The following is a 25,969-nucleotide window of genomic DNA, read 5'->3' on the forward strand; positions in this document are numbered from 1 at the left end:
AAGTATTAATTATTATCATAAAAATTGGTTTAATATCATATTTATTTAATCTCCGTAAAAAATGTTTATCATACTGTATCTCTGAGTGGAACAACGCAATTAAACATAAGATAGACTTAACTACGCCATATAGCTCAAACTTCTTCATCCCTACTTCTCGGAGTTAAGAGATACGGGATAAGAAGTTTGAAGAATTTAGATGTTTTATATTTAATTACTAAGCTTATTAACTTATCTGACTTGATACAACTTTACTTCATAAGGATTTAAACGAGTACTGAAACTTGCATTATTAAATAAGTTATTAATAGTTTTTTCATTAAAAGTAACTATTTTGCCGGCTAAACTATGAGTCAGTTTTACTACGAAATTTATTTGAGTGGAAGTGTGATTAACAGCTATAATTAAAAATTTTGTAGTATTAGGAATAGGAAATAATTTAACTTCTATATTTAGGTTGTTTACTTGTACCGGATTACTTAAATCTTCTCCTCTAACGATTGCAGGAATGTAATCTCGGAATTCTTTAATAGTAGGATACAAAACTGACTCATTCCAGGAAGGTGAAGAGAGATAGTGTATCCAAAATAGCAGCCCATCAGCCCCTGTAAGGACTGATAAATAAAACATATAGCGAAATTCTAACTTTGTTGGTAATCGGAAATCAGTCTGATTTCCTTTATAAGCTTGTATTACGTTCCAAAACTTTTTGTTTTTAACATCAGCAAGGGAAATGACATCGTAAAGTGCTTTTCGGTAAAATGATACCCATTGAAATTCTACAACTCCATATTTACAAGGATAACAATCCCACATTAGTATATCCATTGCATCGCTGTAAGGTTCAATTTTTTCAATTTTGGTAAACACTAATGCCACTGGCTTTGACTTATCTTCTTCCTTAATAGCTTTGTATACCTTTTTTAACAAATTTGGAGAAATTGGTCTAGGTTTTTTTATTTCTGGTTCATCATAAAGATACCAAGCATAAACGGAAGGATGGTTTTTATAAGTACGAATAAAGTCTTTTACTCCTGAAATATTTTCTGATTCGATTAAAGGACGAGGAATCTCAAGCAGAATTTTTATTGGTGTTTTTTTAGAAGCATCCAAAAATGCCTGGATTTTTGCCTTGCCTTCTTTTTCAACATAGGGCATTAATAAGTCAATTCCTTTAGAAGATGCTTTGATTGGTACATCAATATTATTAATATTGTCGTACCATCCTAAGAAAAAGGGTAAACTTCGTTTCCGATTAGTTAAATATTTTTTGGGATTTAAACTTACAAGTATGCTGCTAGTACTAGCTACTACAAAACCAGGAATTAAAGCTATAAATTTACGTCGCGTTATCATTATAAAATATTAAATTTCAGAACAAGATTAATTAAACATCACATTGATTGGTTTGGCAATATTTGATATTATCTATGAACTATTGCAAGTTATTCAAGGACATTTGAGTACCTACCTCATACCTCAGTAGCGATGTAAGCAAACATTTGTCTGCGCTCAAACTGGTCACGTCCAATTTTGGCGATATATGCTGGTTCTATGAAAATCATTGGCAATATTTAAAATTAAAATATCTTGTAACAGTTTCACTGCATTAACATTTTTTGTAGTGAATTTAAAGTGATCGCTACCACTAACAGTTATGTTTTCATTTAGTCACTATCCCTTTTTAAGAAGTAACATGAATACAAAAGTATAAGTTTATACATTTTATTTGTATCGTCGTAATCGTGGGCTTCAGTGTTGTATACCAGAGTTGGTATTTTAGGTCTAGTCTTTGCTCACTTGACAACGGTGTTGATATTTTCTTTAGAAGCGTATTTGCCGAAGTGACAGCGAAAATAATTGCGATCGCAGATGGGTAACATTGAATCACTAGTTAAATTTACAACTTTTGTTCTTAACATTTACCCTTAATCCTAATACTGACTATTTCCAGATTAAACTACCACAAATTAAAAATTCTTTTCCCTATAGTGTCAGTTTTAATATTCTTTTACTGGTAGCAAAAACAACTTAGTATCGACGAATAACCACTGTCCGGTGACTAAGTGCAACCTTTAATTAATGCATAGCCAATTCTTTGCGTGCCTCTGCCTTTCCCTCTGTGCCTTTACCCTGCAAAAAGGCGAAGTGCTTATGCGTTTAAATAAAAAAGAAATCAGCAGACAGTTCCCAACCGACTACTTAGTTACAAAACTTAGACTTAATCTCAGACAAATTGGGGTATGCACTTTTAAGACTGGAGACAATATAAGATATAGGTTCTACATACTTCTTAATAAATCCGCCTTGAGAACGCAAAACGTTTTAATCTAAAAGCTAACTGGGTTAATTTACTGGCAGTTTTGCAGGCAAAACTCTCAAGCTTATAAAGCATGGACACGCCGATGTGTCAAGCCTCAAAACAATCCAGACTTAACATATAAACGCTTATGATGGGAGTTTTACAAATCCGATGAGTGTTAAGGCGAGTGGTGGAAGCTCGGTTGCGCGTCCGCAACTATATCAAACCCTAACTGTATCCACAATTACCCAAGCGGAGCAGCAAGACCGTTTCTTGGGAAGTGGTGAACTAAATGAACTGGCAAGTTATTTTGCATCTGGTGCAAAACGTCTAGAAATTTCTCAGACGTTGACGGACAATGCCGAGATTATTGTGTCTCGAGCTGCCAACCGGATTTTTGTTGGTGGTTCGCCAATGGCTTTTTTAGAAAAGCCCAGAGAAGTAGAAATAGTACCTGTTAGTGCTGTTGCTGGTGCTAATGTTCAACAAGGGATGCAACTAGGAACTGTAACCTACGTTGAAAGTCGTGGCGGGTTCCTAGAAAATTTACGCTCAATATTTAACTCATCCCCCAGCGGCCCGACACCTCCAGGTTTCAGACCAATTAACATTGCTCGATATGGCCCAAGCAATATGGCCAAGAGCTTGCGGGATTTATCCTGGTTCTTGCGCTACGCTACTTATGCGATCGTTGCTGGCGACCCCAACATCATAGCGGTGAATACAAGGGGTTTGCGGGAAATCATTGAAAATGCCTGCTCTGGAGAAGCCACGCTAGTAGCTTTACAAGAAATTAAAGCTGGGGCACTTTCATTTTTCCGCAACGATGCTGAGGGTACAGAAATTGTGTCTCAGTATATGGATGTTTTGTTAACAGAATTCAAAGCAGCCACACCTTCAAATAAACTGCGCCAACGCCCTTCTAGCGACCAGCAAGGGTTAGAATTGCCGCAAATCTACTTCAATGCCTCAGAACGTCGTCCCAAATTTGTAATGAAGACTGGGTTATCCAGTAGCGAAAAAAATGAGGTCGTTAAAGCGGCCTATCGACAAATCTTTGAGCGCGACATTAGCCGTGCTTATAGTTTGTCCATATCTGACCTAGAATCCAAGGTGAAGAATGGCGACATCTCGATGAAAGAGTTTGTCCGTCGTTTAGCTAAATCTCCCCTTTACCAAAAACAGTTTTACCAGCCTTTTATTAACAGCCGAGTCATCGAACTAGCTTTCCGTCACATTCTGGGACGGGGCCCAAGTAGCCGAGAAGAAGTACAAAAATACTTCTCGATTATTTCTAATGGTGGTCTACCAGCTTTGGTAGATGCCTTAGTAGATTCTGCTGAATACGGCGATTATTTTGGCGAAGAAACAGTACCCTACCTGCGGGGTCTAGGTCAAGAAGCACAAGAATGTCGCAACTGGGGGCCTCAGCAAGACCTGTTTAACTACAGTGCGCCTTTCCGCAAGATTCCTCAGTTCATCACCACATTTGCGGCTTACGAGCAACCGCTACCAGATCAACATCCCTACGGTTCTGGTAACGACCCCTTGGAAATTCAGTTTGGGGCGATTTTCCCGAAAGAAACTCGCAACCCCAGTACCAGTCCGGCTCCTTTTAGCAAGGATACCAAACGCATCCTGATTCACCAAGGAGCAGGGATTAATAACCAAAATAGTAATCCCAAAGCGCGGGGTGAAGCTCCTGGTACCCTTGGCCCCAAGGTGTTCAAATTAGACCAACTGCCTGGTACTAGAGGTAAAAAGGCTCCCAAAAGTTCTAGTATCAGATACTCCGAAAGCTCCACGCAAGCAGTAATTAGAGCTGCTTACCTGCAAGTTTTTGGTCGCGATGTCTACGAAGGTCAGCGCCCGAAGGTATTAGAAATCAAGCTGGAAAATGGTGACATCTCAGTACGGGAATTTATCCGTGCTTTGGCTAAGTCGGATGTCTTCCGCAATCTGTACTGGTCATCGCTGTATGTTTGTAAAGCGATCGAGTATATTCACCGCCGCTTGTTGGGTCGTCCGACTTATGGTCGTCAAGAAATCAACAAGTACTTTGATATTGCTTCAAAACAGGGCTTTTACGCGGTGGTTGATGCCATTATTAACAGCGTAGAATACAGCGAAGCCTTTGGTGAAGATACAATTCCTTACGAACGGTATCTGACTCCTGGTGGTATAGCAGGGCGACAATTACGTGTTGGTAGCATTCGTGATGATATTGCCGCGAAAATCCAGAAGGAGGTAACACCAAGCTTTGTGACACTGGGTACAGTGACAGAAAAGCGGTCAGAACCAGATATTCAGTTCCGCATTAACCAAGGTGTTAGCAAGCAACGGGAACAAACCAAAATCTTCAAATTGGTGGCGAATACTACTGACAAGGTTGCAATCAAAACTTTGATCAGCGCTGCCTATCGTCAGATTTTTGAGCGGGATATTGCACCATACATCGCCAAAAACGAATTTAGCAAATGGGAAAGCAAGCTGGGGAATGGCGAAATTAGCGTGAAGGAATTTATTGAAGGTTTGGGTTACTCTAACCTCTACCTGAAAGAGTTCTACACACCTTACCCCAATACCAAAGTGATTGAGTTAGGAACCAAACACTTCTTGGGACGTGCGCCACTAGACCAAGCAGAAATCCGCAAGTATAACCAAATTTTGGCTACTCAAGGTATTCGTGCCTTTATTGGTGCTTTAGTAGATAGTGTGGAATATAATCAGGTGTTTGGTGAAGATACGGTTCCTTACCGCCGCTTCCCGACCCTGCCAGCGGCAAACTTCCCGAATACAGAGAAGCTTTACAACCAGCTGACCAAGCAAAACGATGACGTGGTTGTACCAAGCTTTAAGCCAGTACAAGCCCGTGTCGGAGTTAGTAACGATACACCGCTTTTGGCACAGGCGATCGCAGATATCGCAGCCCAAACAAATGGTCAGCCATCCTTTGCTGAACTGGGTCGTTCCTACAACGATGCTAGCGGACAATCCTTGGAACAGAGTGTGCGTAAACATGCACGTATTTACCGTCTAACAGAAAACACCAACCAAAGCGAAAAACAACAGGCAATCAATGCCATTTATCGTCAAGTGTTGGATGTATTTAGCGGTGAAGTGCCCGATAATTTCCGTCGCACTGACCTAGATAGCAAACTCCAAAATGGTGAAATTTCCGTGCGGGAGTTTGTGCGTGAACTAGCTAGTTCCCAAATCTATCGCCAGCGCTTCTTATCACCTTATCCTCATACCAAGACCATTGAGTTCCTCTTCCGTCATCTGTTGGGGCGTACACCCGCAACTCAGGAAGAAATTGGCCAATATAACAAGCTGCTAGTCGATAGTGGTTTGTCAGCCGTTGTAGAAGCAATAGTCGAAAGTCCAGAATATAACCGCTACTTCGGTGAAGATGTTGTGCCTTACAACCGCTTCCCATCTCTGCCAGCAGGTAACTACCTCGGCAGTGTTGCGGTTGATTAAGGAGTAGGAGTCGAAAATAGGGAATAGGGTACAGATTATTTACTGTTCCCTATTCCCTGTAACCTATCCTCTGTCCCCTTCTTAACCTTTCGTAATACCGCTCTCAGATTGCAGTTAGAACAGCAAATTCTGAAAAGCAATATTACAAAGTATTAAGAGCAGTCATAAATGCTCAACAGAATGCCGGAAAATGTTTTGCGGAAGGTAACTGCGTTTGAAAGCTTGTGTACTTATGTTGACTCAAGCAAACTCGTATTTTTTTAGCCGTAGCAGTTGTAAAATTGTTGTGTCTAAAAGGACGAAAAAACAAACTCAATAAACCAAACTCAAAGTCGCACCAGTTTAATCAAATCCTGGTTTCATTCGTATTGGAGGAATCCATTAATGAGTATCGTCACGAAAGCTATCGTGAATGCTGATGCAGAAGCTCGCTACCTCAGCCCTGGTGAGTTAGATCGGATCAAGTCTTTTGTTACAAGTGGTGAGCGCCGGGTGCGGATTGCTCAAGTTTTATCAGAAAATCGCGAACGGCTTGTTAAGCAAGCTGGCGATCAACTGTTCCAAAAGCGTCCTGATGTTGTGTCTCCTGGTGGTAACGCTTACGGTCAAGAATTGACTGCTACTTGTCTGCGTGACCTAGATTATTACCTCCGCCTCGTTACCTACGGTATCGTTGCTGGTGATGTCACCCCCATCGAAGAAATTGGTGTTATTGGTGCCCGTGAACTGTACAAGTCCTTGGGAACTCCTATCGATGGTGTTGCTGAAGGTATCCGCGGGCTGAAGAATGGCTCTGCGTCACTGCTCTCTGGTGATGAAGCTAGTGAAGCTGCTGGCTACTTCGACTACCTAGTTGGTGCCCTTCTAGGATAGGGTAAAGCTGTTTACCTACTTAAACAGAAGTATTGCAATACGGTTGGAAATAAGGAATTAACAACATGGCTCAAGACGCAATTACCGCTGTCATTAACTCCGCAGACGTTCAAGGCAAATACCTTGACTCTTCTGCTTTAGAAAAGCTAAAAGGCTACTTCTCTACTGGCGAACTACGGGTACGTGCTGCTAGCACCATCAGCGCTAACGCTGCTGCGATCGTCAAAGAAGCTGTAGCAAAATCTTTGCTATACTCTGACATCACCCGTCCCGGCGGCAACATGTACACCACCCGCCGCTATGCTGCTTGCATCCGTGATTTGGATTATTACCTCCGCTACGCTACCTACGCTATGTTGGCTGGCGATCCTTCCATCCTAGACGAGCGTGTGCTCAATGGCTTGAAGGAAACCTACAATTCCTTGGGCGTTCCCGTCGGTGCTACCGTGCAAGCTATCCAAGCAATCAAAGAAGTAACCGCCAGCTTGGTAGGTTCTGATGCTGGTAAGGAAATGGGCGTTTACTTAGACTATATCTCCTCTGGCTTAAGCTAAGAACTAGTTTGCGCTTAAGAATTTAGGTGCGGCTTTATTAAGGTCTGGAAATCAGCCGTGAGTGCTAGAACGTTATATTGCTTATCTTGGTAAATTATCAGTGATGAGTGTTGGTGGTCTAGTATTGATGTTTGATTTCCAGCCTTTGAATGATTAAAAGATTTGCACTCAAGATTTTGAGATAAAAAAGTTTTCGCAAAGTATACAGGAGATTTTCAAAATATGTCCCGTTTGTTTAAAATTACTGCTCTAGTTCCTAGCCAAACCCGAATTCGTACGCAACGCGAACTGCAAAATACTTACTTCACTAAGCTAGTTCCTTATGAAAACTGGTTCCGCGAACAGCAACGCATTCAAAAAGCAGGCGGCACAATCATCAAGGTGGAACTAGCAACTGGTAAGCAAGGCGCTAATACTGGCTTGTCGTAATTCTGTAAATAGAATATTATTTTAGGAAATTGGTAAGAGGTCGAGAAAGACCTCTTTTTTGTTGAGAATTGATACTACAAAAAACTTTTAGAACACTTTCAGTCAATTTTCGAGCGATCGCTTTTAACTATAGAAACCTGAAATTTGAGTATAAAATAGTACTTTATTTTACAGTGTAGAGATGGCAATTTGTCAGAAATATTGAACTAGTGGTGTATTGAAGTTAACAACTCTAATATTTATGGTTGTAAAGCCTACTTATGAGTTATAAGTTATGATTTATGAGTTTTATTTTTAACTCCTAATTTCTAACTTTTTACCTGTACCGATCGTGAATCTACGCCACCTGATTCCAATTTTTGATAGTTCAGTCTCCAACTGGGCATTAGAAGCGCGGTTCTTGCGCTGGTTAACCTTGATTTGGCTGTTCGTCGGCTTGATCATGCTATTTTCAGCATCATATCCTGTCGCTGATGCTCGTCATAATGATGGTTTGTACTACTTTAAACGTCAACTGCTTTGGGTCTTAGTTTCCTTAATTGGATTCAATATTATTGTTAATTCGCCGTTGCAGAAAATTTTGGGACTATCCCATTGGTTTTTGTTGCTGTTTTTAGGGTTAATTTTTGTCACACTGATCCCAGGATTGGGAAGAAAAGCTTTTGATGCAGCGCGTTGGATTGCGATCGGGCCAATTCCGATTCAACCCTCAGAACTAATTAAACCTTTTTTGGTGCTGCAAAGTGCGCGGCTTTTTGGTCAATGGGAACGAATTAGTTGGCGGGTTCGCTTCGCTTGGTTGGGCGTTTTTGGTTTGGTACTTTTAGGAATTCTTGCCCAGCCGAACTTGAGTACAACGGCACTTTGCGGCATGACTATCTGGCTAATTGCTCTTGCAGCAGGCTTACCTTACAAGTACTTGGGAGGAACAGCAATTGGCGGAGTGATGTTGGCAATACTCAGTATTAGTATTAAAGAGTATCAGCGTAAGCGGGTGATGTCATTCCTCAATCCTTGGGCGGATGCTACAGGAGATGGCTACCAGTTGGTGCAAAGTCTACTAGCTGTGGGTTCTGGGAAAACTTGGGGAGCTGGATATGGGCTTTCTCAACAAAAGCTGTTTTATTTACCAATTCAAGATACCGATTTTATTTTTGCGGTGTTCGCTGAAGAGTTTGGCTTTGTTGGCAGTATGGTGTTGTTGGTACTTTTAGCTACATTCGCTACTCTCGGATTAGTTGTGGCACTGAAGGCTAAAAATATAGTACATAGATTAGTAGCGATCGGTGTGACGACTTTGATGGTGGGACAATCATTGCTCCACATTGGTGTTGCTACAGGTTCTCTACCGACTACTGGCTTACCTTTACCGATGTTTAGTTATGGTGGCAATTCCATGATTGCTAGCTTAATAGCTGCTGGGTTGCTGATTCGGGTAGCACGTGAGAGTAGCGAAGCTGAGGTAGTACCGTTGCGAAAACCTCAACTTGAAAATGGGCGCAGACGCCGAGCTTTTCATAAAACTAGAAATTGAGCTAGCAAAAGCTACGATAGACAAAGTTTTACGCTCTTTGCAGGAATTGAATAGATTATGAAAGATTTAAAACAAACAATAATCAGCTACTCCAGCACAGACCTAGAACAGCGCAAACATTGGTATTCTCCAGCCGCGGAAGCTTACAATCAGGCAAGACCACGCTATCCTCAAGATTTAATTCACCAAGTTGTGGAACTTGCTCAACTCTCCACTAACTCAAAAATTCTAGAAGTAGGATGTGGGCCTGGAACTGCAACAGTAGCGATCGCTCAATTGGGTTGCTCTATAATCTGCTTAGAACCCAATCCAGATTTTTTCCGGTTAGCTCAACAAAATTGTCAACCCTATTCCAATGTAGAGATACAGAACACATCCTTTGAAGAGTGGGAACTCAAGGCACTTGAATTTGATGCCGTTTTAGCAGCGAGTTCTTTTCATTGGATATCACCAGAGGTTGGATATCCAAAAGCAGCAAATGCTCTAAAAGAAAATAGCAACCTAATTTTATTGTGGAATAAGGAACTTCAACCCAGCTACGAAATATACCAAAGTTTATCGCAAGTCTATCAACTACATACTCCATCTCTTGACCGATATGAAGACCAAAAAACTCAAAAATATATCTTGAGACAATTAGGAAATATGTCCATTGATTCGGGGCAATTCCAAAACTTGAGAACAGGACAAGTTATATCAGAATTAACCTACACTGTCGATGAATATTTAACACTTTTGAACACTTACTCGCCATACATAAAATTAGATCCAGAAACTAAAGAATCTTTATTTTTAGGATTGAGGCGTTGTATAGAAGATGATTTTGGAGGCAGTCTGCAACTTTCATATATCTCTGCTTTTCATATTGCCCAAAAAGTTACCTCTGAGGTAAGGGAGTCTTAAATGGGCTATTGCTAGGTGGCAGAGTAGGTGGAATTGGGTTAAAGCTAGGTATAGGAGTAGGCACTACTTTTTTGAGGACTGTGATTGCAAATCCTCTTTGCTGGGGTTGTTGCTTACCAGATATATCATTGACTAGCAGCCCGATTTGAGCGGGGAAGGCTTGATTTACTGGAAACTTGGTTGAACCAACTGCTGGAACGTCATTGCCGTATGGTAGAAGTTTAACCTGAATATTTTCTCCCTCTACTCTCCAACTCAAAATAGCAGATGTTCCTTCATTGAGAACCAAATTTGGTTGTTCGCTACCGTTAATTTTGAAATAGACAATTTTAAATGGTTTGGGTAATATTGAAATTTTTGATTCAGCTTTTTTAGAACTAATTTTGTCGCTTCCATTGTTAGAAACAGCTTTGATTTCAAATGTAAAACTTCCCACTTTATTTGCTAATAAAGGAATATTTTTACATTGCAGTTGTTGATTTTGTTGTATACATAGTTTTTTAAGTTTAGGGTCTGTAATATTGCCTTGATTAAATTTGTAAGTAACTAGTCCACCATAAGATGTACCATCATCTGCGTTGCCAACAACCTGTAGTTGTGACAGCAATAATGGACGTGCAATTGTCCAACTAAAAAGAATATTTTCACCTTTTGTATACTGGGGTTTATCTAGCTGAAAATTAATTACTGATGCAATTGGTTTTTCTGCAATTTCTACTTGGGTAGTTTGCGCTACTACTTGGTTAGTTCGGGAAAATATTTGTATACCATTGCGATAAATGGCTTGTAATTCAAAAGTGTAATTACCTTTTGTTTTCACTCCAGTTTTGACGTTGCTACAAATTAACTCTTGTTTATCTTGTACCTGACAAGGAGGGATTTCATTAGCACTTCCTTTACCCAGTGTTTCAGGAATGCCATTGCTAAAGTCATAAGTAATCGGCTGAATAGGTTGGGAACCTTTAGCCGTCAAAACTAACTTTTTTAACTGTTTATATTGATGAATTTCCCAGTTTAAGGCTACCTCATCACCTTCAGTAATTTGAGAGTCATTTGCACTAAAATTTTCTAATCTCAAAGGATCGGGGTTTAAAATTCGCCAAATGATAAATCCTATCCCTCCTAATAACCCCAAAATTGCCAAAATTAACAGAAGAAATTGCCACCAAGGGCGGGGTTTCCATACCAAAGTTCCTTGAGGTAGTGTGTTCGGTAGGGGTAAATTTTGTTGGTCTTTGATGTTGAGTTGAAAGTTGATCGCTAGCCCTGCACCAAACCACGGTCGTCGCCACCAAGGTTTGGGTTTGACCGTCAAATTAGCCACAGCACTTCTATTAGGTAATAATCTGACTTCAGTGGGATCAAATTTGTAAGTATATAGTTCTTCTTCGTCTCGACTTTTTAAGTTTAATATCAGTTCGCGGACAATATTGCCTTGGTTAGCTAGTGATAACTCGTACTTGCCAAGACTACGGCTAACTTGTCCCAAAATGGTATTAAGTTCTACATCTAAGCGATAATTTGTCGGAATTTGGATATACACCAAATCCAGCAGTACTAAATCTGGAGAGTTTTCTGAATACAAGCGGATTGTCGGCGAATAGCTTCCGGCAAGGGTATCTCTAGGTGGGTGAAATTTCAACAATATTTGACCTTGAGTACCAGGATTGAGTTCTAATGCAGTCACATCAGACACTAATCCTGGCCCCTCAAATCCAGTCGCAGGATAATTAATTGTGAACCAATCATCGTCTAAATCTGGACAACTCAAGCGGAATCTATCTACGAGATAAGAGCGATTGTCAACTATTACCTCTACTTGCAAAGGCTCACTAGGATTGAAAATTAACGGTTTGTTGGGGTTGGTGTTAGGTCTGATGGAAAATGTCGGGTCGTTCACCCGAATTGCAGTCTGTTCTTTTAGCAGAACCTTAATTTGGTTTGCGAAAGTTATGGGAGTATCTTGGGGATAATGTAGAGGAGAATCTACGACTAGTGTATAGTCATAGGTTCCTGGGAGAGCATTTGCGGCGATTTGAAACTCAAATCTGACTTCGTCGCTATTTTGCCCTGGAGCTAATGCTAAACTTTCTCTGGGAGAACTAGACCAACCAGTTAAATTTTGAAATACTTCATCAAAAACAAAATATAAGTCAATAACCGCACTTTGATTTCCCTGATTTATTACAACAATATAAAGTTCAATGGTATCTCCTGGCATCCCAAATTGAATTCCAGGTGGGTTGATAATAACTTGCAGTGGATTGAATTTAGCTTGCATGTCATTGATTCCCTTATTTGATGCGGTGTAATTTGACCTGAAAATCTTCACCACCACTGACAATCATGGTTCCTTGATTGGTTTTCAAGTCGATACTATTGATTTTTTTAGAGCTTTGGTAAATTGTTTTACCTTCTGCTGCTCTTGTTTTGTCAAGCTTATGTTCGGGAGTTAAGTACCAAACTACGACTCGTCCATCATCGCCACCACTTACTAAAAGACTACCATCGTCACTAAATGCTAGAGTCCGCACAGAAGTTTTTGATGCTGGCCAACGGTCTAGTTGTAAACAATTAAGTTCATTTACTTTTTCTAGCGGATTCGGATTTTTGATAGTTTGACACTGATTTAAATCCCAAATGGTAATAAATCCCGCAGAATCAGAAGTTGCGAGGATTTTTCCTGTTGAGTCAGGAACAAAAGCTAATCCCCAAATATAATCTTCAGGCCCAACTAATGGGTCTAGTTTTTCTAGATTTTGCACCGATAAACTTGGGAATTGTTTATTAGATTGAGTTTGATTCCACTGCCACAATATAAAACGCTTAAAGTTTCCAGCAATTACTAGAGTTTTTGCATCTGGGCTGAGATTTAATGCCCGGACTTGGAAACCTGAGAGTTTCAATCTACTTTGTACGTCAATAACTTGGGGTTCTGGCAGAAAATCGCTGTTAGGTGCTGGTCTTGACCATAGTCTGACTTTACCACTGCCATACCCACTGAATAAGTTAAGTGAGTTTGAGGTGAAAGCTAGGTCAAAAACGCGATCGCCTTTTGCTTTAGGATCTTTAAGGTCTTGAAGTTGGCTAATCTTGGCACCTGATGGGACATCTCTAAGTTCAATTACACCATTATCTAAACCAACAGCAGCGCGATTATTTTGTAATGGCATGAAGCGCAAGACTTCTACAGCATCATCAGTAATCGCCATCAAGCCTTTAGGCTGTTGTGCTTGGTCGCAAGCAAGGGGTTGCCCAGAATATTTTACTGTATCATCAGGGTCTAGGCTATCAGCACCAATTCTCCAAAGTCTTAAGGTGCAATCATCTGAGCCACTGACCACAGATAAACCAATGCCACTAAAACGGACTGAGTTGACAGAACGGGTATGCATTACTCCTGTTGGTTGCAGGATTAATGTTAGGAGTGCGGCTAATAGTGCGATCGCAGCCAATTGTAGCCATAAAGGTATAATTGGCAGAGTCTCTACTTCTAATGTCTGCGTGGCTGGGTCTGTACTTCCTAAACGTTGGTCGGATAATTCTGATTTAGCCTCTAATAATAGAGTTTTCCCAATTCCTACCCAAGGGCGTTTTGTTTTAACTTCAAGGATAACTTTACTTGTCTCTCCTAGATGAAGATTGGCGGTTTCAGGAAGCTTTTTAAAACTACATTTTCGCCAGTCTCTACCCTGTACCTGCACATTAATTTGCTGGTTGAGATTGCTAGCATTTTTAAATAGTAATTCAAAGGAAGCTGTATTAGATTTCCAGTCAGGCAACCATGCCGATTTACTCGGAATTTTCAGGTGTTTTTCGGTGGTAGTAAAGTCTATAAAACCCACTGGCAAAACTTCAACGTTGCCTCCAGCATTAGTTGGATAACCATTATTGCTAACAGCTTCAATAGTAAAAGGGTAATTTTGACTGGGCGCTTGCACTACAGAAGGAGGTTGGCATTGGAATGTAGCTTCTGCTAAACCACCCGGATCTAAAGGTAATCGGCGTTCTGCACTGCCAGCCAGCCAAGACGGATCGACGCCTGCAAAACGCAGCATTACCTCAGTTGGTTGTTGCCCCAAGTTCCGCACCCGTACTGGTATATCGACAGAATTGCGGGGATAAACTTGGAACTCTCGTACAGGTAATTCTACACTTAAATGTGTTGGTCTGTTGTCTCGCTCGATTTTCAGGCGTAGCACAAGTCTGGACTGTTGTGCTAATTGCGGTGAAAAAATGTTTACCATCAGGTTGACAGTACCAACAAATCCTGGCATAGGTGTATTGAATACGAACACTTGGAAGATGGTACTACTGCCCGGTGGCTTGGCTGCCGCTACCTCTGGTTCGAGTCTATACCAGCGATATCCTGTGTTGCGGATTTCTCCTGCCGCAGTAATTTCTATCTGAAAATTGACGAAGCGATCGCTGTCATTATTGACAGTTACCTCAAATGATACAGGAGTATCACCTGGACGAAAGGTTAGGTTTTGAGTAGAAAGGCTGGCATTAATAACACTTTTTTCCATGCTATTACTTATAATCTTTTTTTATATTCTGCATGACTAGCGCTATTAAAAAATTAATGTCTCGTGAAAACGTGACAATAGCTTTTTTTCTTTGATTATTGAAATTTATATACTATTAAATATTGTGTAATAAATTGGCCAATTTATAAAAGTCATTTTCAAAGGCGATCGCTAATAGAGATATGAGCTAAAAAGAATGTAGAGACACAGCACTGCTACGTCTCTACAAAGGTTCTGGATAACGCATATTTAATTTATTTTTTGGATATCACCTCTCAGCAACGCCTAAACTCAAATTAAAATCGCTGCCCAATTCCCAGATGCACTTTGCTTTCTCCTTGGTCGTTAATGCCATAGTCAGCCCGAATTAAGCCTAGTGGTGAATTTAATCGCACTCCCGCCCCATAACCAAAACCATAACCTGGTTTATCCCGTACACCTGCCGGATCTCCTAATACAGTATCACCAGAACCTAAATCTGAGGCGAAGTCGGCAAACAATACACCGCCTACGATTGGTAAGACGGGAAAACGGTATTCTGCCGAAGCTAATACATAACTGCGACCACTACCAACTTCGCCAGAATCGTAACCGCGTACCGAGTTGGAACCACCCAAGTTAAAACTTTCGTAGGGCGGTAAATTCCCAAGGACGGTACCGGCTTGCAGATTCACCGCAAATACTTGTGGCTGTTTGCTGTTAAATAACTGCACTGGTAAATATTGGCTGTAGTTGGCTTTGAGGCGATTCAGGGAAATATTACCTTCGCCGATGGGTATAGATTGTTCTGTACTCAGACTCAAGACGGAACCTTGAGTTGGATTGAGGGGATTATCTCGTTTATCTTTGGTGGCGGTGAAGGATACGGTAGTTAGGTCGTCAATACCAGTTCCACTCGCAGAGAGGGGATTGCCTTGAGCGTCGGTTGGGGTAATATTACCTTGGCGATCGCGAATACTAGTTCGGGTATAGTTTAATCCTAATGAGGTATTCCAATCGTCAATTGGTCGCTGCAAGCTGACACCACCGCCAATTTGACCTTCTCGCACTTTGTCGCCGTTAGCTAGCTTAATCTTGTCATCAAAGGTTTCCGAAAGTTCCTGACTACGAAAACCATTTACAGTGTAGCCCAAGCGATCGGGGTTAGTTATCCGATAGGGGCTAATAAATTTGGTATTAAACTGCAAGTCTCGACTACTTACTCCAACATTCACACCTAAAGTATCATTAACACCACCGACATTTTGATCTTGATAGCTGATTGTACCTACCAATCCTTGATCGGCATTGTAACTACCACCCAAGTTAACACCACGCGCCCCAGTTTCTTTGAGTTGGTAAACTAAATCAAGTTTTGTCGCATCCCCTTCTAAGGCAACATTCACATTTTCAAATAAACCAGTACGATATAGCTGTTGGATGTCTTGTTTAACGACGTTTTCTTGGAAGATTTGACCGGGTTTCAACTTGAGTTGTTGTTGTAGGAAATCAGCTTTGGTGCGTCCTCCAATGGGATTACCCTTGCTATCAACAGTTTTACCCTCATCGTTGACAAAGCGAAATTTGATATCACTCACCAAACCTTCAGCAACATTTACAGTGAGAATGCCTTGAGAACTGGGTTTAATTGATAACACCCGTGCTAAGTTATAACCATTATCGGCGTACCACTTGTTAATTTGTGCTACTGCTTGTTGCAGTCCACTGGGACTAATGGTGGTTCCAATTTGAGATTGCAAACGTTGTTGAGCGACTTGATAGGTAAGTACTTTAGCACCAGATAATTGCAGCGATCGCACAATCACCGGTTGGACTTGGTATACTACATTCAATCCAGCCTGAGTGCTAAAGCTATTCACACTGACACTACTAAATAAACCTGTATTTAAAATTGCTGTTACATCTTTTTGTAGCTGGCTTTGACTGGTTTCTCCACCCACCTGGGTTTTAATTACCTGGCCAATGATTTGCTGTAATTCTTGATTGGCTCCCACCACCTGTACATCTGTAGCTCTGACTACCAAATCGCCTTCAGTCGCAGGAGTTTTAGGGGATGAAGGGGAAAAAGAGGGAGTGGGAAGAAGCGTTACTGATGAATTTCCCTTGTCTGTTGATTTTAAGACTACTGGGGAATTTTTGTTTGCACCTGTTTGCACGGCGACAGGATTTTGAGAAAATTGTTGTGCAACTATAGTTTCTGGGGAAGCAATTGTCTCTACCCGTGCGGGAGTGTCTTCAATTATCGGTACCACCAAGTTACCAGCTTTTGCAGTTGAAATAACGGTTTTAGCAGGTGCAGCCGTTGCTTGCTGAGTAATATTGCCAGTAGCTAATGTAGCTAATGTAAAAATAGCAGTAGCAGAAACTCGCATAAATATTTAACCTAATTAACTGGGAGTTATACTAATTTTGGATTTTAGATTTTAGATTTTTGATTAAAAGTATTGACCAAAAGGCTGTTCTAGAAATTTCAAACAATTACATTCCTATCCAAAATTGGTATTAGTTGTAGGGAAGTAAAGGAATAGGGAAATACTAACTTCCAGCTTCCTTGTCGATTTCCCTATTTATACCTCTTACCCAAACAGACAGTTAATTTTGATATTTTGTTTCTTATGAGTAATCTATCTCGGTCATCTTTAGCTTCTAATTCCCAATCAGCAACTTCTCCTTTGCGGTTACTTGTATTAAGTAATGGTCATGGGGAAGATGTGATTGCACTTCAGATTTTGCAAGAACTCCAACGACAACCAAACCCACCAGAGATATTTGCTTTGCCTCTGGTGGGTGAAGGACGCGCTTATGAACAGTTGGATATCCCCTTTATCGGTTCAGTCCTGAATATGCCTTCTGGCGGCTTTATTTATATGGATGGCCGCGAATTAGCGCGGGATGTACGCGGTGGTTTATTGCAACTTACCTTCAGCCAAATTAAAGCTATTCGCCGTTGGGTAAGTTCTCAAAAAAAATTAGGTAATAGAAGAGCGATTTTAGCAGTGGGAGATATTGTGCCGCTGTTGTTTGCAACATTTAGTGGCGCTAATTATGCTTTTGTCGGTACGGCAAAATCTGAATATTATGTGCGAGATGAAGCTGGATTATTACCACGAAAATCTAAAGACGCAGGTTGGGAAAACTTTTCTGGTTCAGTTTACCATCCTTGGGAACGTTGGTTAATGAGTCGTCGTCGTTGTAAGGCTGTGTTCCTGAGAGATGCGCTGACAACAGAAACATTAAAACAATGGCCAATTCCAGCTTTCTATTTGGGTAATCCGATGATGGATGGTCTAGAATCGAGGTTTTCACGCCAACAATTTTATAGTCAGAATATCCAACAGCAAGAGACAGTTCGACCTTTTGTAGTGACTCTTCTTCCTGGTTCTCGTCCGCCAGAAGCATACATCAACTGGGAAACAATTATGATTGCCGTATCTGCATTGATGACAAGTTTTCAACAGCGAGATTCAATCTTTTATAGCTCTAACAAATTAATGTTTTTAGGTGCGATCGCTCCTAGTTTAGACTCTAATATTTTATCTCAAAGTGTGCAATCCCAAGGCTGGCGCGCTGAATCAGCATCTCCTATCCAACTGAGCGATCCAAATGTCTTGACATTTAAACAGAGAAATGCTTATCTGCTATTAACACAACGATCCTATAATGATTGCTTGCATTTAGGAGATTTAGCGATCGCAATGGCAGGTACAGCCACAGAACAGTTTATCGGTTTAGGCAAACCTGCGATCGCAATTCCCGGTAATGGGCCACAATATAACCTTGGGTTTGCTGAATCTCAAAGTCGTCTTTTGGGATCGTCTTTGATTTTAATCGAGCAACCGACAGATGTAGCGAAGGTTGTACAATCCCTGTTTAAAAATCCTGATAATTTGCAAATTATTGCTGAAAATGGTGGGCGGCGTATGGGCAAACCGGGCGCAGCACTACTTATTGCTAATTGCTTGCGGGAAAAATTGGGATAATGGGGTATTGGGCAAAACAGTATTGAGGTTGTTAGCTTTCTTTGAAACTTTGAGCCAGTGCTAAGTTAGGAGTCAGGAGTTAGGAGTTATTCTCCTTATCTCCCCATCTCTCCCTTGTCTCAATTCCTCATGCTACTAATCCAGAACGTAAGGCCCTGACAGCAGCTTGGGTACGGTCATCAGCACATAGTTTATTTAAAATATTACGAACATGGGTTTTTACAGTACCAACTGTAATGTAAAGTTTCTCGGCAATTTGACCATTGCTACACCCAGCGACAATCAACTCTAGGATTTCCAGTTCCCGTTGAGTCAGAGGGTATGTTTCCAAAACTTGCTCGTATTCTGTCGCCAGCGCTTCAATTTTTACAGTCTTCGGCTTGTCAGAACTTTGACTTTCTCCAGGAATACCTTGGCGCATCTTCCGCAATACCACGTTGGCAATTGCCGGATCAATCCAAGAGTTACCGCCGTGAGTTGCTTGAATTGCCTCAGTTAATTTACTGATGCTGGTTTCTTTCATATAATAAGAATCAGCGCCAGCGGCGAAGGCTGCAAGTACAGCATCCTCTGTATGATCCATTGTCAAGATCAGAATTTTCGTAGTAGATTGCCCATTTTCAGCCTGGGAGCGTTTGAATTTCCGAGTGAGTTCGATGCCATCCATGTCAGGCAAGCCGATATCTACTACCGCTACATCTGGCTTTGCCGTTTCTAAAAGTTTTAACCCTTGAGTAGCATTTGCCGCTTCCCCAATTACTTTCAATGCACTATGAGACTGTAATGCTGCTCGTAGTCCCATTCGCGTTAAGTCATGATCTTCAATTAAAATAATACTAATTTCATTCATCGCTACACTCGCTCTTGCACTGTTTGCATCTTTCAAAGTATTGCCTTTTGTAACTATTATCTATTATTTTCCCAAACTCAGGATAGATGATATTTCAACCTGTCTGCATCCACCGATAGAAATAACAAGTGGTCAAAATTTTTACATTGAGATAGAGGACAAATCTAGCTGAAGATATATAGATACTTACACAAAAAGTATGAAATATTGAAACGAATGCCAAATTGCTCTTCCTTGCCGATCGTTTAGCTTTGAGTTGTCATTGTTTCATCCGTTAATTATTATGATTTTGGAGCAAACTTTAAAAAAAGCTTACAAAAATGAAAAAATTACACCGTGTGAAAGTTGCTTTACGAGAAAGTAAAAGATGGTAGCGAACGATTTTTAATCAAACCTTCGGATTCATCCGATTGATAGAGCCAATAGAGATCCTCATGGAAGGAAATCAGCCAGCGTTAAAATTTACTAAAATCAGAAACAGCAAAGTAATTCATAGTCCTTTGTAACAAACTTGTCCGTCTGACTTTTCACAGGATATGATATAAGCCGCTCTGTACTAACCTCTCACTTTTTAGATTTTGAATTTTTGCCTAACTTTTGTCGGGAACTTTTCTTTGGAATTAAGCTTTGGTCATTTTGCGAACATCTATAAGTTCGATATACCTGGATAAATACTAACACAGATGTGGCGATCGCTAAGAAAATTGTTGCAATTTCAGGAGGTAGGATTACTTCAGATTCACAAATAGCTATAGATATTACTTTTTTATTTATCTGGTCTAACTAACCTGATAGGTAAAACAGTTCAAGCTTATGGTACACGATCGTGGGATGCAACTCTCACCAATGACTGACGACGGTGGCTTTCTCACTCATCTACAATTGTTTTAAGCTTGGTAAAGTATTTTATTTTACTTTATATCAACGGTGTCTGCTTGTTAATTACTAATTTTTTGCAAGACATTGGTCATTTGTTAGGAGTTTAGTTAACATTTGGTAAATTAACCAGATTAAAGATATAACAGACTCAATTCAACCTAAAGAAAGACTCGAAAGAGCAAGCGACATACTACTAACGGAGTATAACGAAGTTGTAGATGTGATGAATGTCAAGCAGGTATTAAAGTGGATCTTATGCAAAATCTCTTAATCAATCAAATTACAGGTTTTAGATGAAGGGAAATCTTATATTCTTTAGTTGGATAATCTAAAAAGATAAATATTATACATCAACCTATGTTTGGCGGCGAAAATAAAAACCGATGGAAGAGACGCTGAAAATTTTGGTTGTAGACGATGACGAAGTAGACCGGATAGCAATCTGTTCTGCCCTGGCTAAAGCAGGTGTTCAGATAGAACTGTCTGAAGTAGACAATGCTAAAGAAGCATTTTCTGTCTTAAGCATTACTACTTACGATTGTGTTTTCCTCGACTATCGTTTACCAGATCGGGACGCACTAACCTTGATTCAACGGCTACGTTCTTCAGAAATTAAAGTTCCTTTAGTAGTTATAACTGGTCAAGGAGATGAAGCAATTACTCTTCAGTTATTGAAAGCTGGTGCTACAGACTATCTCTCTAAGTCTAGAATATCCCCAGAAATTTTGTCGCAGGTTTTGCGGAATGCAATTCGGATTTATCGGGCGGAAATACAGGCAGATTTGGCAAATCAGCAGCTTAGAGAGACTCATGAACAACTCATTTGTAAGAACCAAGAATTGGAGAGACAACAGCAACAGATTCAAATGCAAAACTTCAAGTTATTGGAGGCATCACGTCTAAAATCACTGTTTTTAGCAACTATTTCCCACGAACTTAGAACGCCGATGAATGCAATTATTGGTTTTTCACAAATACTCTTGCGTCCTAAGTTTGGTCAACTAACGCACCAGCAAGCAGATATGGTTGAGCGCATTTTGAATAATGGGAAGCATTTACTGATGCTACTCAATGAAGTTCTCGATTTTTCCAAGCTGGAGGGAGGAGGATTAGATTTCAAGGCAGAAAGATTTGATATATCAAAGGTAATCAATCTCGTTGTCAGTGAAATGCATTCCCTAGCTGATGCTAAAAATCTTTCATTGTTAGTACAAACCGATTTACAAAATCCTTTGATATTTAACGATCCAGTTCGTGTCAAACAGATTTTGATTAACTTGCTTTCCAACGCCATTAAATTTACAGAGTCTGGTGAAATCTGGGTTGAGATTAAGGAACTATCTGGAAATCGAATATTAATTATCGTTCAAGATACAGGTATTGGCATAGCGCCCAAAGATTTTAAAAATATTTTTGAAGCATTTCGGCAAGTCGATCAAACTATCACTCGCAAATATCCAGGTACAGGTCTGGGTTTGGCAATTATAGATTCGCTAGTGCGAATGATGGGCGGTAAAATATTTCTTGAGAGTAAATTGGGGGTAGGTTCAATGTTTAAAATTGAATTGCCACGTCAAATTACATTACCGACTGTAGCAGCAAATGCTCCAGCTTCACAGTTAGATAAGGATGATTTTTTTTCTCCTGCGCAAAATCCTCATCAGTCATCTTCTCAAGCCAGAAAAGCACCAATAGAATATCCTAAATTAAAAAATTACTTCCAGAAAAACTGATAAAAATTTATAAATCATGTCTATAGTTGAAAATAATAAAATTTATCGGATCTTAGCAGTTGACGACACTCAAGATAATCTAATTTTGGTTCAAGCAATTTTAGAAAGTGAGGGGTATGAAATTGATTTGGCTTCGGATGGAATAAAAGCTTTACGGAAAATTGAGCAATCTCCACCCGATCTGATTCTGTTAGATGTAATGATGCCGGGGATAGATGGCTATGAAGTCACACGTCGGATTCGGAATAACTCTGCAATCTCTTATATTCCAATTCTATTAATTACTGCCTTTCATCAATCCAGTGTTGTCGAAGGTTTAGATGCTGGTGCTGACGATTTTATTCGTAAACCATTTGATACTGATGAACTACTGGCAAGGGTGCGATCGCTATTACGTCTCAAGCACAGTCTGGACGAACAACAAAAAATGGCCCGTCAACGGGAAGATTTTGTTTCCCGTCTGACTCATGATTTACGAACTCCCCTAGTAGCCGCCGATCGTATGTTGAATTTGTTTGAAATGGAAACATTCTGCAAAATTTCGCCAGAAATGAAACAAGCGATCGCAGTCATGATTCGCAGTAACCAAAATTTGATGGAAATGGTCAACACCCTATTAGAAGTCTATCGCTTCGAGGCGGGTAAAAAAACGTTGAATTGGGAGGAATGCGATTTATGTGAAATATCTCAAGAAGTAGTCAACGAACTAAGTCCTCTAACTAATGAAAAAGGCTTAACTCTAGAAATTGATACCCGTCAATTAGATCCACTGAGTCCAAACGCTGCTATTATCATGGGCGATTGTTTAGAATTACGGCGAGTGTTAAACAACCTGATTGCAAATGCCATCAAATTTACAGATACAGGAGGCATAACAATCCGCATTTATGAAACATCATCTAATCCAGGAGATCCAGATCCAGATTCGGTAATACTTGAGGTAGAAGATACAGGATATGGAATTGCGCCAGAAGATCGAGCAACAATTTTCGAGCGATTTCGCCAAGGCAGAAATAAACGCTCGGGTAGTGGCTTAGGACTACATCTATCCCATCGCATTATAGAAGGGCACGCAGGAACTATCAACGTCGCTTCTGAAGTAGGGAAAGGTAGTTTATTTACTGTGCAACTACCTAAAAATACTTAAGTTATTCTCTTTCACCACCTATTATTTTGCGGATATCTCCCAAGAAATTACATTTAATTTTGGATGTATTTTGATGCCTCCAGCAAAAATAAAATTAGCTTAAATTATATGGATTACTTAAAGCAGCATTTTAAGGTTAGTCCAATCAAAATATTGCCGGATAACTTGCCTCTTCCAATATTTGTATACTCCCAACGATAGATGTATCGATCAACTCAAATAACTAAATCTACTTTTGTATCATTCTATAGATAGTAGAAATAACTATTTTACAAAGTTATTATTCAACCTATTAATGCCTGAAAAACGTGTATGCACCCTGGAATCATAACCCAGGGTCTTTTTTATAAAAACCTAAATAATCATCATTTTTTCATCATTGACTACTGTCCATGTCCACGCTCAACTTTTAATAGGTGGACATAGACACCAGTTAAAAAGGATTATAAAGTAAACTAAAATACAGACCGTTTTCTTGTAATGTTCTCTCATTTGAGTTAACAGATACCAAAGGAATACCCCAGTCAAGACGAACGGTGAAGCGATCGCCCTGTGCCCAACGCAACCCCAGACCAACAGCAGCTAAAGTATTGCGATCGGGATTCTCTTTACCAGAACTGTTCCAGCCAACACCAAAATCCACAAAGGGGATAACCTGTAAGATGCTATTTATCTGAGGTAAGCGCAGAATCGGTACTTGAACTTCCGCAGAAACAAAAGTACCATTATCCGTCAGCAGATAATCTTGACGGTAGCCGCGAATGCTATCCTGCCCACCTAAGCCAAACTGCTCTATAGGCAGAAGTGTTGTAAATGCAAGTTGCGTATTTAAACGTAATAACAATAAGGTTTCAGGAGCTAAAAGGCGGGCCCACTGTGCTTGCCCTTGCCAAGCAAAAAAACGGCTATCAGGAGCATCTTGATTAACCGTGGCATTCAACACATCTATGCCCAAACTAAATTGAGAGCGTAGGGCGATGACTTCCCGACTGTTACGACTCGTCCATTCTTGAAAAAATCGCAACGCAGATACCCTAGTGCGTCCCTTTTCATCAGATCCAGGCGAAAGGCTAGAGGGGGGCCCAAATTCTGGTTTCCACGAGATATCACTTTCGCGTCGGGAGGCTGTCAACCCAAGGGCAAACTCTTGTGTAGGAGTTTGGATTATTGGCTGGCGGAATGTCAGTTCGTAGTAGCGAGAAGCCGATTCGATATCTAGGAAGTCGAAAGGAGGCTCAATGACATTACTCGACGTAGTGCCATAGTTAAAGGTAAGCGTTCCGTTGCGGGGGTTAAGAGGCAACGTGTAACTAGCATCAAAGGAGTTGCTACCATCAGTGTTGGTGTAGCCTACACTCAGACCATCTCCCAATCCGAGTAAATTGGCTTCATTCAATCTTAACCCGCGTCGGAAACTGCCAACACTAGGCGATCGCCCATTATCAAGAACTATTTGGCCGCTAAAGGTTTTTGCCTCACTGATTTTAACTTCCAAAAGACTTGTACCCGTTTGCGATCCTGCTGAGAGTTCAGCAGTCACGTTTTTAATCAAAGGATTAAGTTGCAAAAGTTGCAAGGCTTCTAATAGACGCTGGCGATTCAGAGGTGGTGATGTCGCAATTGCTAGTCGGCTGCGGACATAATTCGGATTCAGCCGCCGAGTCCCAGTTACCTGAATATCTTCTAATTTACCTTCAACCACCTGAATTTTAAGAACACCGGATTGGATTGTTTGAGGTGGAATATAGGCACCAGAAGTAATGTAACCATTTTTGACATATAGCTCGGTGATTTTAGAACGTGCTTGATACACTTCAGTCAGTGAGATCGGTCGTTTGGTAAATTCAGCAGTAGCTTTGGCTAATTCTTGGGCACTAAAAACTGTGCTACCAACAACTTCAAAGCGTTCAACGACAATAGTTTGAGGAAAGTTGCCTGGGAGTGGTGTATCAGGCGTAGGAGATGGGGCAGAGGGTGGAAGTAGTTCTGCTGGTGGGGGGAGTGGCTGTGGCACTTCCGGTGAGGGAGGTGGTGAAGGTATGGGTGGTTGGATATCCTGTGGTGGTGGAATTTGTTGTGATAGGATGAAATTACTAGTTAGTAATTGTGTAGTATCAACAGTCTCAGCTTTCAGTGGACTTAAAGATGTACTGCCAAGTAATAGAAGCATACTCAGCGGTAAGCAGGACACTATAATATTCTGAGGGTATTTATCAATCATCGCACTGGACTATTTTTGTCAGAAACTATGGGATTATACGGGGACTGCTTCAGATGTGAATCTTACTTCATCTTTTGTCGCTAAAGTTGATATCTTGAGCAAATCTCAATTTAAAAGCTAAATCATCGGGTGATTGCAGACTTAAAAGTATTAATGAGATATCTGGTGAAATTCAATTAATTATGCGTTGCCCGAAATCCTTGGTAGGGAAAATTTATGTAGTTAAAGGCTTCCCGTACTACTACGTAAAAGCAAGCTACGCGTAGGATCTCCGTGCTTTTTTTACAGTTTAAATTTGATACCAAATTTCTAATGAGAGTGTGCTGCAATCAATGTAGGTCTTTCCCTTGTGCGTCTCTGAAAGATAAGCCTACACCGCTCATTTAAACCTCCTACTTGCTGCCTTCTTCACTGTGCTTTTAACCCCTAGATGACCAAATTTTGAATCATACCCTGACCAAAAATTAACGACATTTCAAGGGTTATAGCCTAAACAGAACATAAAACTTTGCATAGAATTGTGACCGCGTGTCCTGATTGTGAATCATAATA

15 protein-coding genes and 1 pseudogene are annotated in these 25,969 nt (G+C 40.5%); 9 read left to right on the top strand and 7 right to left on the bottom strand.

The genetic code is table 11. The features are described from left to right. Positions 1 to 231: 231 nt before the first annotated feature. Entirely contained in the window at positions 232 to 1,356 is a 1,125-nt protein-coding gene (locus RMY32_RS19085; RefSeq protein WP_322709344.1) for a glycoside hydrolase family 2 TIM barrel-domain containing protein, read from the bottom strand. A gap of 440 nt (positions 1,357 to 1,796) precedes the next feature. Continuing rightward, a complete protein-coding gene (locus tag RMY32_RS19090) occupies positions 1,797 to 1,922 on the bottom strand; it encodes a hypothetical protein (RefSeq protein WP_322709345.1) in 126 nt (41 codons plus the stop codon). A gap of 551 nt (positions 1,923 to 2,473) precedes the next feature. Here RMY32_RS19090 and RMY32_RS19095 point away from each other — a divergent pair. From RMY32_RS19095 to RMY32_RS19120, 6 genes and pseudogenes are all read left to right on the top strand, one after another. Then, positions 2,474 to 5,773 (top strand): annotated as a pseudogene (locus RMY32_RS19095) (phycobilisome rod-core linker polypeptide); the annotation flags it as partial. Between the two features lie 396 nt (positions 5,774 to 6,169). Beyond that, positions 6,170 to 6,658 (top strand): allophycocyanin subunit alpha, encoded by a 489-nt coding sequence (gene apcA / locus RMY32_RS19100; protein WP_322698411.1) that lies wholly within the window; start codon positions 6,170 to 6,172, stop codon positions 6,656 to 6,658. 65 nt (positions 6,659 to 6,723) lie between these two features. Then, positions 6,724 to 7,212 (top strand): allophycocyanin subunit beta, encoded by a 489-nt coding sequence (apcB, locus tag RMY32_RS19105; protein ID WP_104908010.1) that lies wholly within the window; start codon positions 6,724 to 6,726, stop codon positions 7,210 to 7,212. A gap of 222 nt (positions 7,213 to 7,434) precedes the next feature. Beyond that, complete coding sequence (locus tag RMY32_RS19110) at positions 7,435 to 7,641, top strand: phycobilisome linker polypeptide (protein ID WP_094349821.1); 207 nt, start codon at positions 7,435 to 7,437, stop codon at positions 7,639 to 7,641. Between the two features lie 331 nt (positions 7,642 to 7,972). After that, complete coding sequence (locus RMY32_RS19115; protein ID WP_322709346.1) at positions 7,973 to 9,175, top strand: FtsW/RodA/SpoVE family cell cycle protein; 1,203 nt, start codon at positions 7,973 to 7,975, stop codon at positions 9,173 to 9,175. A 57-nt stretch (positions 9,176 to 9,232) separates the two neighbouring features. Further along, a complete protein-coding gene (locus RMY32_RS19120) occupies positions 9,233 to 10,078 on the top strand; it encodes a class I SAM-dependent methyltransferase (RefSeq protein ID WP_322709347.1) in 846 nt (281 codons plus the stop codon). Here the strand turns inward: RMY32_RS19120 and RMY32_RS19125 are convergent. The 3 genes from RMY32_RS19125 to RMY32_RS19135 form a co-directional block, all read right to left on the bottom strand. After that, a complete protein-coding gene (locus tag RMY32_RS19125) occupies positions 10,053 to 12,359 on the bottom strand; it encodes a hypothetical protein (RefSeq protein ID WP_322709348.1) in 2,307 nt (768 codons plus the stop codon). The genes RMY32_RS19120 and RMY32_RS19125 overlap by 26 nt on opposite strands. Before the next feature lie 13 nt (positions 12,360 to 12,372). Continuing rightward, positions 12,373 to 14,607 carry a hypothetical protein gene (locus RMY32_RS19130; protein WP_322709349.1) on the bottom strand — a complete coding sequence of 745 codons (2,235 nt, stop codon included), beginning with the start codon at positions 14,605 to 14,607 and terminating at the stop codon, positions 12,373 to 12,375. 296 nt (positions 14,608 to 14,903) lie between these two features. Further along, a complete protein-coding gene (locus RMY32_RS19135) occupies positions 14,904 to 16,979 on the bottom strand; it encodes an outer membrane protein assembly factor (RefSeq protein ID WP_322709350.1) in 2,076 nt (691 codons plus the stop codon). 243 nt (positions 16,980 to 17,222) lie between these two features. Here RMY32_RS19135 and RMY32_RS19140 point away from each other — a divergent pair, with 243 nt between their 5' ends. Next, positions 17,223 to 18,587 carry a lipid-A-disaccharide synthase-related protein gene (locus RMY32_RS19140; RefSeq protein WP_322709351.1) on the top strand — a complete coding sequence of 455 codons (1,365 nt, stop codon included), beginning with the start codon at positions 17,223 to 17,225 and terminating at the stop codon, positions 18,585 to 18,587. Positions 18,588 to 18,714: 127 nt separating this feature from the next. On the opposite strand, the gene RMY32_RS19145 is transcribed toward RMY32_RS19140, so the two are convergent. After that, complete coding sequence (locus RMY32_RS19145; RefSeq protein ID WP_322698639.1) at positions 18,715 to 19,437, bottom strand: response regulator transcription factor; 723 nt, start codon at positions 19,435 to 19,437, stop codon at positions 18,715 to 18,717. A gap of 1,262 nt (positions 19,438 to 20,699) precedes the next feature. Here RMY32_RS19145 and RMY32_RS19150 point away from each other — a divergent pair. Both RMY32_RS19150 and RMY32_RS19155 read left to right on the top strand, forming a co-directional pair. Continuing rightward, positions 20,700 to 22,049 (top strand): ATP-binding protein, encoded by a 1,350-nt coding sequence (locus RMY32_RS19150; protein WP_322709352.1) that lies wholly within the window; start codon positions 20,700 to 20,702, stop codon positions 22,047 to 22,049. A gap of 16 nt (positions 22,050 to 22,065) precedes the next feature. Then, positions 22,066 to 23,196, top strand: a complete 1,131-nt coding sequence (locus tag RMY32_RS19155) for a hybrid sensor histidine kinase/response regulator (protein ID WP_322709353.1) — start codon at positions 22,066 to 22,068, stop codon at positions 23,194 to 23,196. Positions 23,197 to 23,629: 433 nt separating this feature from the next. Here the strand turns inward: RMY32_RS19155 and RMY32_RS19160 are convergent, their stop codons facing one another. Next, positions 23,630 to 25,417, bottom strand: coding sequence for a ShlB/FhaC/HecB family hemolysin secretion/activation protein (locus RMY32_RS19160; protein WP_322709354.1), 1,788 nt, complete (start codon positions 25,415 to 25,417; stop codon positions 23,630 to 23,632). Between the last annotated feature and the right edge of the window lie 552 nt (positions 25,418 to 25,969).

This window comes from Nostoc sp. ChiSLP03a, from assembly GCF_034531215.2.
Lineage (GTDB): Bacteria > Cyanobacteriota > Cyanobacteriia > Cyanobacteriales > Nostocaceae > Nostoc.

Bases quoted from the DNA above. Each gene is read 5' to 3' on its own strand.
- RMY32_RS19085 (WP_322709344.1), bottom strand. From the start codon at position 1,356: ATGATAACGCGACGTAAATTTATAGCTTTAATTCCTGGTTTTGTAGTA.
- RMY32_RS19090 (WP_322709345.1), bottom strand. From the start codon at position 1,922: ATGTTAAGAACAAAAGTTGTAAATTTAACTAGTGATTCAATGTTACCC.
- apcA (WP_322698411.1), top strand. From the start codon at position 6,170: ATGAGTATCGTCACGAAAGCTATCGTGAATGCTGATGCAGAAGCTCGC.
- apcB (WP_104908010.1), top strand. From the start codon at position 6,724: ATGGCTCAAGACGCAATTACCGCTGTCATTAACTCCGCAGACGTTCAA.
- RMY32_RS19110 (WP_094349821.1), top strand. From the start codon at position 7,435: ATGTCCCGTTTGTTTAAAATTACTGCTCTAGTTCCTAGCCAAACCCGA.
- RMY32_RS19120 (WP_322709347.1), top strand. From the start codon at position 9,233: ATGAAAGATTTAAAACAAACAATAATCAGCTACTCCAGCACAGACCTA.
- RMY32_RS19125 (WP_322709348.1), bottom strand. From the start codon at position 12,359: ATGCAAGCTAAATTCAATCCACTGCAAGTTATTATCAACCCACCTGGA.
- RMY32_RS19130 (WP_322709349.1), bottom strand. From the start codon at position 14,607: ATGGAAAAAAGTGTTATTAATGCCAGCCTTTCTACTCAAAACCTAACC.
- RMY32_RS19135 (WP_322709350.1), bottom strand. From the start codon at position 16,979: ATGCGAGTTTCTGCTACTGCTATTTTTACATTAGCTACATTAGCTACT.
- RMY32_RS19140 (WP_322709351.1), top strand. From the start codon at position 17,223: ATGAGTAATCTATCTCGGTCATCTTTAGCTTCTAATTCCCAATCAGCA.
- RMY32_RS19145 (WP_322698639.1), bottom strand. From the start codon at position 19,437: ATGAATGAAATTAGTATTATTTTAATTGAAGATCATGACTTAACGCGA.
- RMY32_RS19150 (WP_322709352.1), top strand. From the start codon at position 20,700: ATGGAAGAGACGCTGAAAATTTTGGTTGTAGACGATGACGAAGTAGAC.
- RMY32_RS19155 (WP_322709353.1), top strand. From the start codon at position 22,066: ATGTCTATAGTTGAAAATAATAAAATTTATCGGATCTTAGCAGTTGAC.
- RMY32_RS19160 (WP_322709354.1), bottom strand. From the start codon at position 25,417: ATGATTGATAAATACCCTCAGAATATTATAGTGTCCTGCTTACCGCTG.